This window comes from Pandoraea eparura (genome assembly GCF_902459725.1).
Lineage (GTDB): Bacteria > Pseudomonadota > Gammaproteobacteria > Burkholderiales > Burkholderiaceae > Pandoraea > Pandoraea eparura.
Genome location: NZ_CABPSH010000009.1, coordinates 38784 through 54723 on the forward strand (window position 1 = coordinate 38784; position 15940 = coordinate 54723).

At 63.1% G+C, this 15940-nt stretch carries 14 protein-coding genes and 1 pseudogene; 3 read left to right on the forward strand and 12 right to left on the reverse strand.

Going from position 1 to position 15940, the window contains the following annotated elements:
- Nucleotides 1-274 precede the first annotated feature (274 nt).
- The 3 genes from guaA to guaB are packed head-to-tail and all read right to left on the reverse strand — an operon-like array spanning nucleotide 275 to nucleotide 3992.
- Nucleotides 275-1858 carry a glutamine-hydrolyzing GMP synthase gene (gene guaA / locus PEP31012_RS16970; RefSeq protein ID WP_150590485.1) on the reverse strand — a complete coding sequence of 528 codons (1584 nt, stop codon included), beginning with the start codon at nucleotides 1856-1858 and terminating at the stop codon, nucleotides 275-277.
- A complete protein-coding gene (locus PEP31012_RS16975) occupies nucleotides 1833-2525 on the reverse strand; it encodes a hypothetical protein (protein WP_150590486.1) in 693 nt (230 codons plus the stop codon). Before PEP31012_RS16975 ends, guaA begins: the two co-directional genes overlap by 26 nt.
- A gap of 6 nt (nucleotides 2526-2531) precedes the next feature.
- A complete protein-coding gene (gene guaB, locus PEP31012_RS16980; RefSeq protein WP_150590487.1) occupies nucleotides 2532-3992 on the reverse strand; it encodes an IMP dehydrogenase in 1461 nt (486 codons plus the stop codon).
- A gap of 284 nt (nucleotides 3993-4276) precedes the next feature.
- On the opposite strand from guaB, the gene PEP31012_RS16985 reads away from it, so the two are divergent.
- A complete protein-coding gene (locus PEP31012_RS16985; RefSeq protein WP_150590488.1) occupies nucleotides 4277-5206 on the forward strand; it encodes a DMT family transporter in 930 nt (309 codons plus the stop codon).
- 163 nt (nucleotides 5207-5369) lie between these two features.
- Here PEP31012_RS16985 and PEP31012_RS16990 read toward each other — a convergent pair whose 3' ends face one another.
- Entirely contained in the window at nucleotides 5370-5705 is a 336-nt protein-coding gene (locus tag PEP31012_RS16990) for an RnfH family protein (protein ID WP_150590489.1), read from the reverse strand.
- Entirely contained in the window at nucleotides 5695-6129 is a 435-nt protein-coding gene (locus PEP31012_RS16995; protein ID WP_150590610.1) for a type II toxin-antitoxin system RatA family toxin, read from the reverse strand. Before PEP31012_RS16995 ends, PEP31012_RS16990 begins: the two co-directional genes overlap by 11 nt.
- A 154-nt stretch (nucleotides 6130-6283) precedes the next feature.
- Here PEP31012_RS16995 and smpB point away from each other — a divergent pair.
- Nucleotides 6284-6733 (forward strand): annotated as a pseudogene (gene smpB / locus PEP31012_RS17000) (SsrA-binding protein SmpB); the annotation flags it as partial.
- A gap of 258 nt (nucleotides 6734-6991) precedes the next feature.
- Here smpB and PEP31012_RS17005 read toward each other — a convergent pair.
- The 3 genes from PEP31012_RS17005 to ppsA form a co-directional block, all read right to left on the reverse strand.
- Nucleotides 6992-7975: an SPFH domain-containing protein gene (locus PEP31012_RS17005; protein WP_150590491.1), complete on the reverse strand. Its 984-nt coding sequence runs from the start codon at nucleotides 7973-7975 to the stop codon at nucleotides 6992-6994.
- A gap of 146 nt (nucleotides 7976-8121) precedes the next feature.
- Nucleotides 8122-8556, reverse strand: a complete 435-nt coding sequence (locus tag PEP31012_RS17010) for an NfeD family protein (RefSeq protein ID WP_150590492.1) — start codon at nucleotides 8554-8556, stop codon at nucleotides 8122-8124.
- A gap of 176 nt (nucleotides 8557-8732) precedes the next feature.
- Nucleotides 8733-11123 (reverse strand): phosphoenolpyruvate synthase, encoded by a 2391-nt coding sequence (ppsA, locus tag PEP31012_RS17015; RefSeq protein WP_150590493.1) that lies wholly within the window; start codon nucleotides 11121-11123, stop codon nucleotides 8733-8735.
- Nucleotides 11124-11388: 265 nt separating this feature from the next.
- Here ppsA and ppsR point away from each other — a divergent pair, with 265 nt between their 5' ends.
- Nucleotides 11389-12267, forward strand: coding sequence for a posphoenolpyruvate synthetase regulatory kinase/phosphorylase PpsR (ppsR, locus tag PEP31012_RS17020; protein WP_150590494.1), 879 nt, complete (start codon nucleotides 11389-11391; stop codon nucleotides 12265-12267).
- A 121-nt stretch (nucleotides 12268-12388) separates the two neighbouring features.
- On the opposite strand, the gene PEP31012_RS17025 is transcribed toward ppsR, so the two are convergent.
- From PEP31012_RS17025 to lpxA, 4 genes are all read right to left on the reverse strand, one after another.
- Nucleotides 12389-13168, reverse strand: a complete 780-nt coding sequence (locus PEP31012_RS17025) for a TrmH family RNA methyltransferase (RefSeq protein WP_150590495.1) — start codon at nucleotides 13166-13168, stop codon at nucleotides 12389-12391.
- Nucleotides 13165-13842, reverse strand: coding sequence for a ribonuclease HII (rnhB, locus tag PEP31012_RS17030; protein WP_174978283.1), 678 nt, complete (start codon nucleotides 13840-13842; stop codon nucleotides 13165-13167). Before rnhB ends, PEP31012_RS17025 begins: the two co-directional genes overlap by 4 nt.
- Before the next feature lie 116 nt (nucleotides 13843-13958).
- Entirely contained in the window at nucleotides 13959-15134 is a 1176-nt protein-coding gene (gene lpxB, locus PEP31012_RS17035) for a lipid-A-disaccharide synthase (RefSeq protein ID WP_174978274.1), read from the reverse strand.
- 3 nt (nucleotides 15135-15137) lie between these two features.
- Nucleotides 15138-15929, reverse strand: a complete 792-nt coding sequence (gene lpxA / locus PEP31012_RS17040) for an acyl-ACP--UDP-N-acetylglucosamine O-acyltransferase (RefSeq protein ID WP_150590497.1) — start codon at nucleotides 15927-15929, stop codon at nucleotides 15138-15140.
- Nucleotides 15930-15940 lie beyond the last annotated feature (11 nt).

Genomic DNA, 15940 nt, shown 5'->3' on the forward strand with positions numbered 1-15940 from the left:
CGAACTGAACCGCCCCAGGGCGGTTCACACTTCCCAATTCTGTTGAGCGGACACGGCCGACCCACCGCTATCACCGTGCCCCCCCCGAGCGCCGAGATGGAACTAGAACGGAAAACGGCTTGGCGCCAGCCAAGCCGTTTTCCGTCCAAAACTTGTTCAAATTTGAGCTTGGATCAAGCGCAGACTAAACCGAGAATCAAGTCACCACCTCGGCAACAGCGACGATGTTGCCAACCTGATGAATCGATACAAATGGTTGATTTGTCTTGGATTTTCACTCCCACTCGATCGTCGCAGGCGGCTTGCCGGAGATGTCATACACGACCCGGTTCAGACCACGCACTTCGTTGATGATACGGTTCGAGACCTTGCCGAGGAGGTCATGCGGCAGGTGTGCCCAATGCGCCGTCATGAAGTCTTGCGTCTGCACGGCGCGCAGCGCCACGACCCACTCGTACGTCCGGCCATCGCCCATCACGCCCACGCTCTTGACCGGCAGGAACACCGCGAACGCCTGGCTCGTCAGTTCGTACCACGTCTTGCCGCTGTTCGGCTCGACCGTGTTGCGCAGCTCTTCGATGAAGATCGCATCGGCGCGACGCAGCAGATCGGCGTAATCGCGCTTCACTTCGCCCAGGATACGCACGCCCAGACCCGGCCCCGGGAACGGGTGACGATAGACCATGTCGTGCGGCAGACCCAGCGCCACACCCAGCTCGCGCACTTCATCCTTGAACAGATCGCGCAGCGGCTCCAGCAGCTTCAGACCCAGCGTCTCCGGCAGGCCGCCCACGTTGTGGTGGCTCTTGATCGTCGTCGCCTTCTTCGTCTTCGCACCGCCCGACTCGATCACGTCCGGATAGATCGTGCCTTGCGCCAGCCACTTCGCATTCTTCAGCTTCTTCGCTTCGGCCTGGAACACCTCAACGAACTCACGACCGATGATCTTGCGCTTCTGCTCCGGATCGGTCACGCCCTTCAGATGTCCCATGAACTGCTCGGCGGCATCCACGTGCACAACCTTCGCATGCAGTCGGCCAGCAAACATCTCCATCACCATCTGGCCTTCGTTCAAACGCAGCAGACCATGATCGACGAACACGCACGTCAGTTGGTCGCCAATGGCGCGATGGATCAGCGCCGCCGCCACGCTCGAATCGACACCGCCCGACAAGCCCAGAATCACTTCCTCGTCGCCCACCTGCTCGCGGATCGCCTTGACGGCTTCCGCGATGTGGTCGCGCATGATCCAGTCCGGCTTCGCCCCGGCAATCTCCAGCACGAAGCGCTCGAGCAGCTCGCGGCCTTTCACGGTGTGCGTGACTTCCGGGTGGAACTGCACCGCATAGTAGCGACGCGACACGTCGGCCATGCCGGCGATCGGGCAGCTCGGCGTCGACGCCATCAGCACAAAACCCGGCGGCAATTGCGTGACCTTGTCACCGTGGCTCATCCACACCTTGAGCATGCCGTGGCCTTCGGCCGTGCGGAAATCCTCAAGGCCGTCGAGCAGCGGCGTATGGCCCTGCGCGCGCACTTCGGCGTAACCGAACTCGCGATGATGGCTCGCCTCGACCTGACCGCCCAACTGCACCGTCATCGCGAACATGCCGTAGCAAATGCCCAGCACCGGCACGCCCAGATCCCAGACGGACTGCGGAGCACGCAGATCCTGATCCTCATACGTGCTCGCGTGGCTACCCGACAGAATGATCGCCTTCGGATTGAATTCACGAATGAATTCGTCCGACACGTCGTTCGGGTGGATCTCGCAGTAGACGTGCGCTTCGCGAACGCGGCGTCCGATGAGCTGGGTGACTTGCGAGCCGAAGTCAAGAATGAGGATTTTGTCGTGCATCGTGAGGTACGGAGGAAGTGGATTCGTTGGACGTCGGCGCCGTGGCGGTAGGCACGGGCGTGACAGTGCCGGTGGTGCCCGCAGGCGCGACCGGCGTGGAATTGACGGAAGCGGAGTCGCTGCGAGGCGTCTCCATGCGCGGCTCAGCACGCTTGCCTCGGGCCGCGTCGTCAGCCCGGACATCGAAACCTTCGGACGGCCCGCCGCGAACGGCGTCGCTCACGACACCGCCACGCCCGCGAGCGCCCGTCTGCTGCGCCGCCTGCACGCGCTCTTTCGTGCGCACGCTCGACGCCAGCTTGACGAGAATGGCGCCCACCACCAGCAACACGGCGCCCAGCGCAGGCATCAACAACTTGCCGCCGCCCGTCACCGCCAACTGGCCGGAAATCAGCCACCCCAGCACGAACGCACCGATCACCCAGTTGACATGTCCCGTCACTTTCGCGACGGTCGCCGTCAGTTGGCCGTTCAGGGTAGCGTGCCATTGCAGCCAGGCCACGCCGATGAAGGCCACACCGAGCGCCTGCGCATACAGCACAGGCGATGGCGCGGGCACTTCAATGGCCGCATACAGCGATGACCAGAACGACGCAATCAGCAGCACACCAAGTGCCAGATTCAGCGCCGCATCGAGGAACAGTACCGTACGCAACATGGCCTTCATGGGCGATTACTCCACGTGGTAGTTGGGGGCTTCCTTCATGATCTGGACATCGTGCACGTGCGATTCGCGCATGCCGGCGGCCGTGATTTGAACAAATTCCGCCTTCTCGTGCAGGTCCTGGATCGTCGGGCAACCCAGATACCCCATCGACGAGCGGATACCGCCCGTCAACTGATGCAGAATGGCATTCACGCTGCCCTTGTAGGCCACACGGCCTTCAATGCCTTCCGGCACGAGCTTGTCCGCGTTGTTGGCCGGATCCTGGAAGTAACGGTCGGCGGCGCCATCCTTCATCGCGCCCACCGATCCCATGCCACGGTAGCTCTTGTACGAACGACCCTGGTACAGGAACACTTCGCCCGGCGCCTCTTCCGTGCCCGAGAACATGCTGCCCATCATCACCGTGTGCGCGCCAGCGGCCAACGCCTTGGAAATATCGCCCGAGTAGCGAATACCCCCGTCCGCGATGAGCGGGACGCCGGTGTCCTTGAGCGCTTCGGCCACGTTGGCAATTGCCGTGATCTGCGGCACACCCACGCCCGCCACAATACGCGTCGTGCAGATCGAGCCCGGGCCGATACCCACCTTGACGGCGTCCGCGCCGTGTTCGACCAGTGCCACCGCGGCGCTCGCCGTCGCGATGTTGCCACCGACCACTTCAATCTGCGGGAAATGCTTCTTGACCCATTGCACGCGGTCGAGCACGCCTTGGCTGTGGCCGTGCGCCGTGTCGACCACGATCACGTCGACGCCCGCTGCCACCAGCAATTCGACGCGCTCTTCGTTGTCTGCGCCCACGCCAACGGCGGCACCGACACGCAGCTTGCCGTGTTCATCCTTGCTCGCGAGCGGGTGCTCGGTCGCCTTCATGATGTCCTTGACGGTCATCAGGCCGCGCAGCTCGAAGGCGTCGTTGACGACCAGCACGCGCTCCAGGCGGTGGCTGTGCATCAACTTCTCGGCATCGGCCGGCGACGCGCCTTCGCGCACGGTGATGAGCTTTTCCTTGGGCGTCATGATCGCGCGCACCGGCTCGTCCAGGCGGCTCTCGAAACGCAAGTCGCGATTGGTCACGATACCGATGAGCTGTGCGCCCTCGACGACCGGGAAACCGGAAATGCCATGCTGGCGCGACAGCGCGATCACGTCGCGCACCTTCATGTGCGGCGGAATCGTGATCGGGTCGCGCAGCACGCCCGATTCAAATCGCTTGACCTTCGACACTTCACGCGCCTGCTCGGCCGGCTTCAGATTCTTGTGAATAATGCCGATACCGCCCTGTTGTGCCATGGCAATGGCCAGGCGCGCTTCGGTCACCGTATCCATGGCGGCCGACAGCAAAGGCATGTTCAGGGTGATGTTGCGCGTGAGCTTGGTTTTCAGGCTGGTGTCGCGCGGAAGAACGGCAGAGTAGGCCGGGACGAGGAGCACGTCATCGAAAGTGAGTGCTTTTTGGATCAGACGCATGGCAAATCCTATAGGCGCAAAACCGAATTATACAGAAATCGCAGGACCCATGGCACGTCTGCCCCACATGTCAAGGGGCTTTTTCCCCGAGCACCGGATCGGACATCCATCGCCGTCACGGCGCCAGGCTCGCCCGCCGCGCCGACTGCCGGATTTCACAAGAGCGGCGCCCCGACCCCATGCTATTCTGCGGCCCTTCCTGCTCCGACCTGTCTGGGCCCCAAGGGCGCCATCCGGCGCGGATCACGGGCATCTCACCAACACGAACTACAGGTACGAATTTCATGGGGCAAGGCATTTCTTACGGATTGGCAGCGGGCGCCTTGTGGGGTCTGGTCTTCCTGGCCCCGCGCCTGTTACCTGGTTTCTCGCCGCTGGAGCTGTCGGCCGCACGTTACGTCCTTTACGGACTGGTGTCCGCCGTGCTGCTCGTCCCGCTCTGGGGGCGCTTGCGGCACACCGTCACCGGCAATGACTGGCGCGCACTGTTCCGGCTGAGCCTCGTTGGCAACCTCGTGTACTACCTGTTTCTCGCCGGTGCCGTTCAGATGGCGGGCATTGCGCCAGCCTCGCTGATCGTGGGGGTGCTGCCCGTGACGGTGACGTTGGTCGGCAGCCGTGACCACGGCGCCCTGCCCTTGTCGCGGCTGGCAGGCCCGCTGGCATGGGTCGTGGCAGGCATCGTCTGCATCAACGTCGATGTGTTTGCCCACGCCTCGGCAAGCGGCGGCGACTGGCGGCTGACGCTGGCCGGCATCGGCTGCGCGGTCGGCGCGCTCGCGAGCTGGACATGGTATGCGGTCGCCAACGCCCGCTATCTGGCGCGATTCGGACACTTCACGAGTCAGGAATGGTCGCTGCTGACGGGCGTCGCCACCGGCCTGCTCGCGCTAGTGCTGGCGATTCCGGCCATATGGCTGCCACACCCGGGCGCGCTTGACGCGCCGCGCGACTGGCAGATGTTCCTGATCGTCAACATCGCCGTGGCGGTGGGGGCATCGACCATCGGCAATGCGTTCTGGAATGCGGCGAGCCGGCGCCTGCCGCTCACCCTGTCCGGGCAGATGATCGTGTTTGAAACGCTGTTCGCGCTGATCTACGGCTTCGCCTACGAACAGCGTCTGCCGCGCCTGCTGGAGATCGCCGCCATCGCGTTGCTGCTGGCGGGGGTCAGTGCCTCGGTACGCTTGCATTCGCGGGGCGCGGCGCACTGATTCGCGGGGTGTGGGCCACCGATTCGCGCGCCGTGATTCGCACACGTCACGCCCATCAGTGCGCTCACCCGCGCGATACTCAACGCACCAACTAGTCACCGTACTCGTGAGCGTTCCGGTCAGCGGTCCGTTCGGCGCGGCACCGGGTCGTGCGCCACCGCCTTCAACTGCCGCGGCGGCTGCCCAGCCACTTCTGCCCTTCACGGCTCCCCTCGTTGCGCACCTTTTCCACGCGTCGCTGACGCGCGAGCTTGGGGTCGGCCTTCAGTGCGCGGTAGATTTCGACGCGATCCCCCGCCTCCACGGCAGCATCCAGCGCGCGCAGCTTGCCGAAGACACCGGCTTTCATGCGCGACATATCCAACTCCGGAAACCGCTGCAGCAAACCGCTGCGCTCGATCGCCTCGCGCATCGTGGCGCCTTGCGGCAACGTCAACGAGACAATCGTCTGCCCGCTGGGCAATGCGTAGCAGACCTCAACGTGCAACTCATCCGGCATAAACGGTCTCCGCACGCTTGACGAAGGCGTCGACGAACGTATTGGCAATGTGGCTGAACACCGGGCCGATCACCTTTTCGAGCAGAAAACTCGCAAATTCGTAGTGAAGGCCGAACTCGATCTTGCAGGCATTCTCGCGCAGCGCCGTGAATTTCCACGTACCGTGAAAACGTTTGAAAGGCCCTTCGACGAAGGTCATCTGAATGGAATGCGGACGCTCCTGGAGATTGCGCGTCGCGAACGAATGCTTCAGCCCCTTGAAGTCGATGATCAGCGACGCCTCCATGCTGTGCTCGTCCTGATGCCGAATATCGACACCGCCGCACCAAGGCAGGAATTTGGGGTAATCGGCGACATTGGTCACCAGATCGTACATTTGCTCGGCGGAGAAATGCACGAGAACGGTTTTACTGACTTCGGCCATCGTCTGTCGGGCGAGGGGCATGCAGGAGGCGTCGGCCATCGATGTCGTATCGATGCGCTCGCGACGCAAGCCGCCTCTTGCCGAGACTCTTTGTTAAAATCGCTATTTTACCCGAGCCCGACTCACCGGGTCCGACCAAGTTACCCGCCAAGGATCCATGAGCATCATCGACAACAAGAAGGCCTTCTTCGATTACTTCATCGAGGAGCGATACGAAGCCGGGATCGCGCTCGAAGGGTGGGAAGTCAAGGCCATTCGCGCTGGGCGGGCGCAGATCAAGGAAGGCTATGTCGTCATCAAGCATGGCGAAATCTTTCTGATCGGCTCACACATCAGCCCGCTGCAAACGGCATCCACGCACATCAAGCCCGACCCTGTGCGCACCCGAAAGCTCCTGCTCAAGGCCGACGAAATCAAGAAGCTTATCGGTAAGGTGGAGCAACGCGGCTATACGCTCGTGCCCCTGAACCTGCACTACAGCAAAGGCCTCGTGAAGTGCGAGATCGGACTGGCCAAGGGCAAGAAGCTGCACGACAAGCGGGAGACGGAAAAGACGCGCGACTGGGAACGCGAGAAGGCGCGCCTGATGCGCACGCCAACGTAAGGCGCCATCTCCGGGGCCGACGTGTGCCGCGCGGTACACGGATACGAGGGCGGAGGTCAGCCTGATGCGCCCGCCGACATCAGCTGCTGCCTCCGGGGCCGACATGCGCCGTGACGCGCACGTGTACGCAGATTTAGGTCAGGCAGACAACGATTGAACGGCCCCGCGCTCTCCGAAGACTAGCGGCCCGCCTTGCACTGAACCCCAGAGGTTGTCTGGTTCAGTGCAAGGCGGGCCGTTATGCGTTGCGATGCCGAACTAGCGGCGGGCCCCAGAATTGCCGAAGCCGCCAGCGGCACCACCGCCACTGTCACCGCCGCCCGTCGACCCGCCTTCGACACCCCGCACGATCTTGAGTGCCGACGCGATCATGCCGCCCATGTCCGAGAGATTCCCCGGCACGATCAGGGTGTTGTTGGTCCTGGCGATCTTGCTGAACGCGTCCACATACTGCTCGGCGACCTTCAGATTGACAGCCTCCATCCCGCCCTGCGTCTGAATGGCCGTCGCCACCTTGTGGATCGCCTCGGCGTTCGCTTCAGCCACCGCCAGGATGGCCGCGGCTTGGCCTTGCGCCTGATTGATCGCCGCCTGACGCTCGCCTTCCGACTTCTGAATCGCCGCCTCCCGTGCGCCGGAGGCCAGGTTGATCTGCTCCTGCTTCTTGCCTTCCGACGCCGCGATCAACGCGCGCTTTTCACGCTCCGCCGTGATCTGCGCCTGCATCGCATGCAGAATTTCCTTCGGCGGGGTGAGGTCCTTGATTTCATAGCGCAAGACCTTCACACCCCAGTTCGACGCCGCCTCGTCGAGCGCATTCACCACGCTGTGGTTAATGAATTCGCGCTCCTCGAACGTCTTGTCGAGTTCGAGCTTGCCGATCACGCTACGCAGCGTCGTTTGCGCGAGCTGCGTGATGGCGACGATGAAGTTGCTCGAACCGTACGACGCCTTCATCGGATCCGTGACCTGGAAGTACAGAATCCCGTCGACCTGCAACTGCGTGTTGTCCTTGGTGATGCAGACCTGGCTCGGCACATCGAGCGGCACTTCCTTGAGCAGATGCTTGTAGGCCACACGGTCCACGAACGGCACGACGATCGACAGCCCCGGCGTGAGTGTCGCGTGATACTTGCCGAGACGCTCAACCACCCAGGCATGCTGCTGCGGCACGATCTTGATCGAGCGCGCAGCGATGAGCACAGCGATGATGAAAAGAATAAACGCGACGTTGGAAAACATGGTCCCCCCTTGAAGCGCCTGCCATGTCGGCCGGCGAATTCCCCGTCGCCCGCAACGGCGGGCGATGCAATGCGACACAGTGAAATGACGGCCAAGCGAAGATCGGACGCGCTTCGGCACGCCCAACTGTCCCCTTGACCGGGCGCCTAAGCCTTCACATGCGCGACGTACAACCGGCTGCCACGCACCTCGCAAATCACGAACCATCCCGCGCTGGGCGACTCCCCCGGCAGCAGCTCGACGTCCCATTCGGCACCGCGGTACATGGCGCGGGCCTGACCGTCAGGGTTCCAAACGTCCACGTGCAGACGTTGCCCGATATCGAGGTTGGTGTTGGGGTCGGCCGCTGCGTCGACCTTGATGCGCCGCTGGCCGAACCGACTGCGGCGCAGTATCCAGACAGCCACGCCGGCGACGGCCGCCGCGGCCACCCACTGCAACGGCCAGTCGACGCGCAACAGCGCCGCAACGCCGCCGGCCGTCATGCCGAGCGCCACCATCAGCAGATAGAACGTACCACTTGCCAGCTCGAGCAGCACGGTCAATCCGGCAATGCCGAACCACAGCCAAGCCTGTTCCATCGCAACTCCCAGACACAAAAAAACCCCGGTGTGATACCGGGGTTTATAGCACGAAACCCACCGATCAGCGCACGCATCCCGAGAGATGGCCCTGCCTTTCAGCGGCGTCCGAGGTGCCGCTCGGACGCGTCCTAACCGAGGTCGCTATCGTGACGATGCGCGAGCGTCGAAGACGGTTACTTCACCTGCTTGGCGAGTTGTTGCCACGTTTCCATCACCGTGTCCGGGTTCAACGACATCGACGCGATGCCTTCGTTCGCCAGCCACACGGCCAGATCCGGATGGTCCGACGGACCTTGACCGCAGATGCCGACGTACTTGCCCTTGGACAGGCAGGCCTTGATCGCACGGCTGAGCATGAACTGCACCGCCGGGTCGCGCTCGTCGAAGTCCTTCGCCAGCAGTTCCATGCCCGAATCGCGGTCCAGACCCAGCGTAAGCTGCGTCAGGTCGTTCGAGCCGATCGAGAAACCGTCGAAGTACTCGAGGAACTCGTCGGCCAGAATGGCGTTCGACGGCACTTCGCACATCATCACCAGCTTCAGACCGTTCTCGCCACGCTTCAGGCCGTAACCGGCCAGCATGTTGACCACACGCTCCGCCTGGCCCAGCGTACGCACGAACGGCACCATGATCTCGACATTGGTCAGGCCCATTTCGTCACGCACGCGCTTGAGCGCACGGCACTCCATCTCGAACGCTTCGGCGAAGTCTTCCGAGATGTAACGCGACGCGCCACGGAAGCCCAGCATCGGGTTTTCTTCATCCGGCTCGTAACGCGAACCGCCGATGAGCTTCTTGTACTCGTTCGACTTGAAGTCCGACAGACGCACGATCACGCTCTTCGGATAGAAGGCGGCGGCAATCGTGGCAATCCCTTCGGCCAGCTTGTCGACATAGAACGCGCGCGGCGATGCATGACCGCGAGCCACCGATTCGACCGCCTTCTTCAGGTCGGCATCGATGTTCGGGTACTCGAGAATCGCGCGCGGGTGCACGCCGATGTTGTTGTTGATAATGAATTCCAGACGCGCCAGACCCACGCCTTCGTTCGGCAATTGCGCGAAGTCGAAGGCGAGTTGCGGGTTGCCCACGTTCATCATGATCTTCACCGGAATCTTCGGCATTTCGCCGCGGTGGATCTCGGTGATTTCGGTTTCGAGCAGACCGTCATAGATCTTGCCTTCGTCGCCCTCGGCGCACGAGACGGTCACGAGCGCGCCGTCCTTGAGCACGTCGGTAGCGTCGCCGCAACCCACGACAGCCGGCACGCCCAGTTCACGGGCAATGATCGCCGCGTGGCACGTACGGCCGCCACGGTTCGTCACGATGGCCGCGGCACGCTTCATCACCGGCTCCCAGTTCGGGTCGGTCATGTCGGCCACCAGCACGTCGCCTGGCTGCACGCGTTCCATTTCGCTCGGGTCCATGATCACGCGCACTGCACCGGCGCCGATCTTCTGACCGATGGCACGGCCCGTGGCCAGCACCGGTGCGTCGCCCTTGAGCTTGAAGCGCTGCTCGACCTTGCCGATCGCCTGGCTCTTCACCGTTTCCGGACGGGCCTGCAGGATGTAGATCTTGCCGTCCTTGCCGTCCTTGCCCCACTCGATGTCCATCGGACGACCGTAGTGCTTCTCGATGATCAGCGCGAACTTGGCCAGCTCGACGCAATCGTCGTCGGTGATCGAGTAGCGGTTGCGCAGTTCCATCGGCACGTCGATGGTCTTCACACGGCCCGGCTCGCCCGGTTGCGTGAATTCCATCTTGAGCAGCTTCGAGCCAAGCGTGCGGCGAATGATCGGGTACTTGCCGGCCTTGAGCGTCGGCTTGAAAACGTAGAACTCGTCCGGGTTCACGGCGCCTTGCACGACCGTTTCACCCAGGCCGTAGCTGGCCGTGATGAAAACGACGTCCTGGAAACCGGACTCCGTGTCGATCGTGAACATCACGCCCGATGCGCCACAGTCCGAGCGGACCATGCGCTGCACGCCGGCCGACAACGCCACTTCGGCGTGCGTGAAGCCCTTGTGAACGCGATACGAGATGGCGCGGTCGTTGTACAGCGACGCGAAAACGTGCTTCATGCGATCGAGCACGTCTTCGATGCCGACCACGTTCAGATAGCTTTCCTGCTGACCGGCGAACGAGGCGTCCGGCAGATCTTCGGCCGTGGCCGACGAACGCACGGCGAACGACGCATCCGGCTGGTCGGCCGTGATACGTGCGAACTGCTCGCGGATATCCTTCTCGAGCTGCGGTTGCAGCGGGGCGTCGACGATCCATTGACGGATTTCGGCACCGGCCTGCGCGAGCGCCTTGACGTCATCGACGTCCAGACCCTCGAGACGCTGGGCAACACGCTCGGTCAGGTTGTTGTGATGGAGGAATTCGCGGAAGGCGAAAGCCGTCGTGGCGAAACCACCCGGCACGCGCACGCCGGCGCTGGCCAGTTGGCTGATCATTTCGCCAAGCGATGCATTCTTGCCGCCGACCGATTCCACATCGGTCATGCGCAGATGCTCAAACGGCACCACGTAGGCGCCGTCGTGTGCTGCGTTAGTCATAAAAGCCCCTAAGGTAAGAAAAAAAATTCTCGGCGGATCGGCTGGGACTGACAGGGGCCGATCGACCTGTTGGATAAGAAATCGCGCATGGGCGGCGTCGCAAACCAGGGGCAAGTTCCCGACGACCGGCGCCAAACCCGCCTGACTTCCCGCCGCGCCCCGCTGCACGGGCCTGAGGCCGGGCGGCGCGCGAGGCTCGCGCAATTGCTTATCCAACAAGTTGCCGCTATTCTACCGTGCAACGCACCATTTTGCGATTCCGCGCATGACCGACGCCACCAGTAACGGAAATTCCCCGACCTCCCCCGCCGCACCGGCCAAACCGGTCGCCGCGCGCCCGGTCTTCATCGTGTCCGACGGCACCGGCATTACGGCCGAAACGTTCGCGCATTCGATCCTCGCGCAATTCGAGATGCGTTTCCGTCAGATTCGCGTTCCGTTCGTGGATTCCGTCGATAAAGCCTATGAAACGGCACAACGGATCAATGAAATGTATCGGACCGAGAACGTCCGCCCGATCATTTTCAGCACGCTTGTCGACGCCCGTGCCAACGAGATCCTGCGTAACTGCCAGGGCGTGATTCTCGACATGTTCCAGACGTTCATCGAACCGCTGGAACTGGAGCTGGGCCTCAAGTCGATGCATGCCATCGGCCGCGTGCATCAGAACGCGGACAGCGAGGCGTACAAGAACCGGATCGAGGCAGTGAATTTCTCGCTCGCGCACGACGACGGCCAATCCAACAAGAATCTGCAGAGTGCCGACGTGATCCTCGTGGGCGTGTCGCGCAGCGGCAAGACACCCACGACGCTCTATCTCGCCATGCAATACGGCGTGAAGGCCGCGAACTATCCGCTGATTCCGGAAGATTTCGAACGCGAGAAGCTGCCCTCCACGCTCGATCAGTACAAGGAAAAAATCTTCGGGCTCTCCATTGACCCGCAGCGCCTGTCGGAGATTCGCAACGAACGCCGCCCCGGCAGCAAGTACGCGTCGCTCGAAAACTGCCGCTACGAGGTCAACGAGGCCGAGGCGATGATGCGCCGCGAAGGTATCAAGTGGCTGTCGTCGACGCACAAGTCGATCGAGGAAATCGCCACGACCATCCTGCAGGAAATCAAGCTCGAACGTGACGTCTACTGACGCCGCCTGACGCCGCCTGACGCCGTCCGCCGCGCAAGTTGCGCCATACCGACAACCAAAAGGGACGCCACGAGCGTCCCTTTTGGTTGTTGTGTCCCCGAGCGCCCCGCTTAGGGTCGCCTCACGACAGTCGCTGACGCACCGCCTCGAACAGGCAAATGGCCGCGCACGCCGCCACGTTGAGCGACTCCATGCCGCCCGGCTGCGGAATACGGATCGGCAGCTGCACGCGTTCGAGCCACTGCGGGGACACCCCGGCACCCTCGTTGCCAAACACCCACGCCACGGGCGAGCGCAGATCCTGCGCATAGAGCGACGTGCTCGCTTGCAGGCTCGTCGCCAGCAGCGGCACCGACAAGCGCGGTGCGAGCGAATCCGGCGTGCAATGCTCCACGATGTTCAGCGAGAAATGCGCCCCCATGCCGGCACGCAGCACCTTGCTCGACCAGGCGAGCGCTGTGCCCGACATGCAGTACACGTCGCGCACACCCGCTGCCGCCGCGCTGCGCAGTATCGAGCCGACATTGCCCGCGTCCTGCACCGCGTCGAGAATGACGCAGTCAGTCGTTTGCGTGGCGGGCAGATGCCCGGACGGCATCTCGACCACGAAAAGCAGCGGCACACCGTTGACGAGCATCGACAGCGGCTCGAACAGCACGGGCGGCAGACACACGCGACGATCGGCGTCCACTCTCGCCCAGATCTGCGCGACTTCGGGGTTCTCCAGCGCCGATTCGGCCGCGACGCACACGAGCGGTTGGCCCAGCGCATCGAGATAGGCGTCGGCCAGGTGCACACCTTCAAGCAGCGTCTGCCCAAGCTTGCGCCGCTGCTGGTTCGACTGCGCCAGATGTTTCAGCCGCTTGTAGAACGGATTGTCTTTGGAACTGATGAGCTTCATGACAAATGGCCCACGCGCGCGACGGTGATCGCGCCGAACAAGGCAAAGGCTTCGCGCACCGGCGCAAACGATTGACGATGATGCGGACTCGGACCGTGCAGACGCAGCGCCGCGAGATGGCGTGGCGTGCCATAACCGACATGCTCGTCAAACCCGTATTGCGGGAACGCCTCGTGCAAGGCGACGAGCTGGCGGTCGCGCGTGACCTTAGCGAGAATCGACGCCGCCGAAATCGCCGGCACCTTGTCGTCTCCCTTGATGATCGCCTCGGCACGCATCGGCAGCATCGGGCAGCGATTGCCGTCGATGAGCGCGAGCGTCGGCACACGCGACAGGCCATTCACCGCGCGCTGCATCGCAAGCATCGTTGCGTGAAGGATGTTCAGCGAATCGATCTCCGCCACACTCGCCTCGGCGATGCAGTAGGCAAGCGAGCGCTCGACGATTTCCTCGTAAAGCGCCTCGCGACGCTGTGCCGTGAGCTTCTTCGAATCGGCCAGCCCCTTGATCGGGCGCGCCGGATCGAGAATCACCGCCGCCGTCACGACCGGCCCGGCAAGCGGACCTCGCCCGACTTCATCCACGCCGCAAGTGAGGTCGGTGGCCACGTCGGCGAACAGATCGAGCGCCATTTGCGGCAGCGTCGCCTTGGGCGTACGGGTGCGCGGCTTCATCGCCGACTTGCTCGCCGACTGGACCACTGGCGTCTTCTCCGGGCGGGCAGGCTCGGATGGCAGGAGATCCCCAGAGGCCGTCTTGCGTGCACCACGGCGCCCCTTCATGTCCTCGATCATATCCGCCCCTTCTCACGCAGCACCCGCTCGATCACTTCAGCCGATCGCTCGGCCGTGTTCTGGCGCAGTTGCTCGTGGATCTTCGTGAAGCGCGCCTGCAACGCCTCGCGCAACGCAGGGTCGGTCAATTGCTTCCAGACGGCATCGGCGAGCGCTTGCGGGGTCGCAAAGTGTTGTAGCAGCTCCGGCACGACGAACTCGCCCGACAGAATGTTCGGCAACCCCACGTACGGCAAGTACCCCTGACGCTTCATGATCTGCGCCGTCAGCCAGGGCACCTTGTACGAGATGACCATCGGCTTCTTGTACAGGGCCGCTTCCAGCGTGGCCGTGCCACTCGCCAGCAGCACACTGTCCGCGGCTTCCAGCGCGAGCGGCGCACGGCCGTCGATCACGTGCAGGTTGAGATCGCTGTGCGCATCCACGATCGGCTGCATCAGCGTGCGCAGGCGCGGCGTCGCCGCCGGAAGAACGAATTGAATCGACGGCTCGCGCTTGGCGAGCAGGCGCATGGCCGCGAAGAACACGGGGGTAAGCCGCTGCACCTCCGATGTCCGGCTACCCGGCAGGATAGCGACGACCGGGCCGGTGCCTTGCAGCGCGAGCTTGGCTCGCGCGCCGGCGACGTCGGGCACCATCGGAATCTTGTCGGCCATCGGATGGCCGACAAACGTCGCATCGATGCCTGCGCGGTGGTAAATTTCTGGCTCGAACGGGAACAGGCACAGCATGTGATCGGCGGCGCGCTTGATCTTGTGGATGCGGCCACCGCGCCACGCCCAGATCGACGGGCTCACGAAATGAATCGTGGGAATGCCCGCCTCACGCAGCTTGATTTCCAGATCGAAATTGAAGTCGGGAGCATCGAAGCCTACGAACGCGAGCGGCTTCTCCGCCAGCCAGCGCTCGCGAAGTTGCTTGCGAATCGAGAGAATCTCGCGTAGATGCTTGATGACTTCGACGTAGCCCATGACAGAGAGCTTGTCGATGGGCCAATAGGCATCGAACCCCTCCTCCGCCATATGCGGACCGCCGACACCCGCATAAGCGATGTCGGCCGGAAGGCGTTGCTTGAGACCGGCAAGCACGTTGCCGGCAATGAGATCGCCGGACAACTCCCCGGCCACCATCGCCAGGGTTCGCTGGCCGGCACCGGGAAGGGTCGTCGGCATGGGTCAGCGCACGATACCGCGCGTGCTGGCGTTGAGGAAGTCGAGCAGCGCGCGCACGGCGTCCGACACGTCGGGTTCGCCTGCATTGCCAAAGGCTTCGATCTGCACCTTCGCTTCGTCGAGCGTCAGACCGCTCTTGTAGAGCAACTTGTACGCCTGACGCAGCGCCGTGATCGCATCGGCCGTGAAGTTACGGCGGCGCAACCCCTCGACGTTGATACCGTAGGGCACCGCGCGGTCGCCCGATGCGATGACGAACGGCGGCACGTCCTGCACGAGCACCGACGCGCCCCCGACCATCGCGTGCGCGCCGATGCGCACGAACTGATGCACGCCGGTCATGCCGCCAATGATCGCCCAGTCGCCGACAATGACATGGCCGGCCAGTTGCGCATTGCTCGAGAAGACCGTGTGGTTGCCCACATGGCAATCGTGCGCAATGTGCACGTAAGCCATGATCCAGTTGTCGTTGCCAACCCCGGTCAGACCGCCATCCTGCACCGTACCGGTGTGAATGGTCGTGAATTCGCGAATCGTGTTGCGATCGCCGATGACAAGCCGCGTCGGCTCTCCGGCGTACTTCATATCCTGCGGACTGCCGCCGATCGACGCGAACGGACCGATCTTGTTGCCTTCGCCCAGCGTCGTATGACCGTCCACAACCGAGTGCGAAAGAATCTGCGTGCCGGCGCCGATCGTCACGTTTGGCCCGACGATCGCGTAGGGACCGACGATGACGTCGTCGGCCAGTTGCGCCTTCGCATCAACGACAGCAGTGGGATGAATGTTCGTCATGAGCGTCTTAA

Coding starts and splice junctions, on each gene's coding strand:
- guaB (WP_150590487.1), bottom strand. CDS start 3,992: ATGCGTCTGATCCAAAAAGCACTCACTTTCGATGACGTGCTCCTCGTC.
- guaA (WP_150590485.1), bottom strand. CDS start 1,858: ATGCACGACAAAATCCTCATTCTTGACTTCGGCTCGCAAGTCACCCAG.
- ppsA (WP_150590493.1), bottom strand. CDS start 11,123: ATGACTAACGCAGCACACGACGGCGCCTACGTGGTGCCGTTTGAGCAT.
- PEP31012_RS17010 (WP_150590492.1), bottom strand. CDS start 8,556: ATGGAACAGGCTTGGCTGTGGTTCGGCATTGCCGGATTGACCGTGCTG.
- PEP31012_RS16975 (WP_150590486.1), bottom strand. CDS start 2,525: ATGAAGGCCATGTTGCGTACGGTACTGTTCCTCGATGCGGCGCTGAAT.
- PEP31012_RS17005 (WP_150590491.1), bottom strand. CDS start 7,975: ATGTTTTCCAACGTCGCGTTTATTCTTTTCATCATCGCTGTGCTCATC.
- PEP31012_RS16990 (WP_150590489.1), bottom strand. CDS start 5,705: ATGCCGGATGAGTTGCACGTTGAGGTCTGCTACGCATTGCCCAGCGGG.
- rnhB (WP_174978283.1), bottom strand. CDS start 13,842: ATGAAGCCGCGCACCCGTACGCCCAAGGCGACGCTGCCGCAAATGGCG.
- PEP31012_RS16985 (WP_150590488.1), top strand. CDS start 4,277: ATGGGGCAAGGCATTTCTTACGGATTGGCAGCGGGCGCCTTGTGGGGT.
- PEP31012_RS17025 (WP_150590495.1), bottom strand. CDS start 13,168: ATGAAGCTCATCAGTTCCAAAGACAATCCGTTCTACAAGCGGCTGAAA.
- PEP31012_RS16995 (WP_150590610.1), bottom strand. CDS start 6,129: ATGGCCGAAGTCAGTAAAACCGTTCTCGTGCATTTCTCCGCCGAGCAA.
- ppsR (WP_150590494.1), top strand. CDS start 11,389: ATGACCGACGCCACCAGTAACGGAAATTCCCCGACCTCCCCCGCCGCA.
- lpxA (WP_150590497.1), bottom strand. CDS start 15,929: ATGACGAACATTCATCCCACTGCTGTCGTTGATGCGAAGGCGCAACTG.
- lpxB (WP_174978274.1), bottom strand. CDS start 15,134: ATGCCGACGACCCTTCCCGGTGCCGGCCAGCGAACCCTGGCGATGGTG.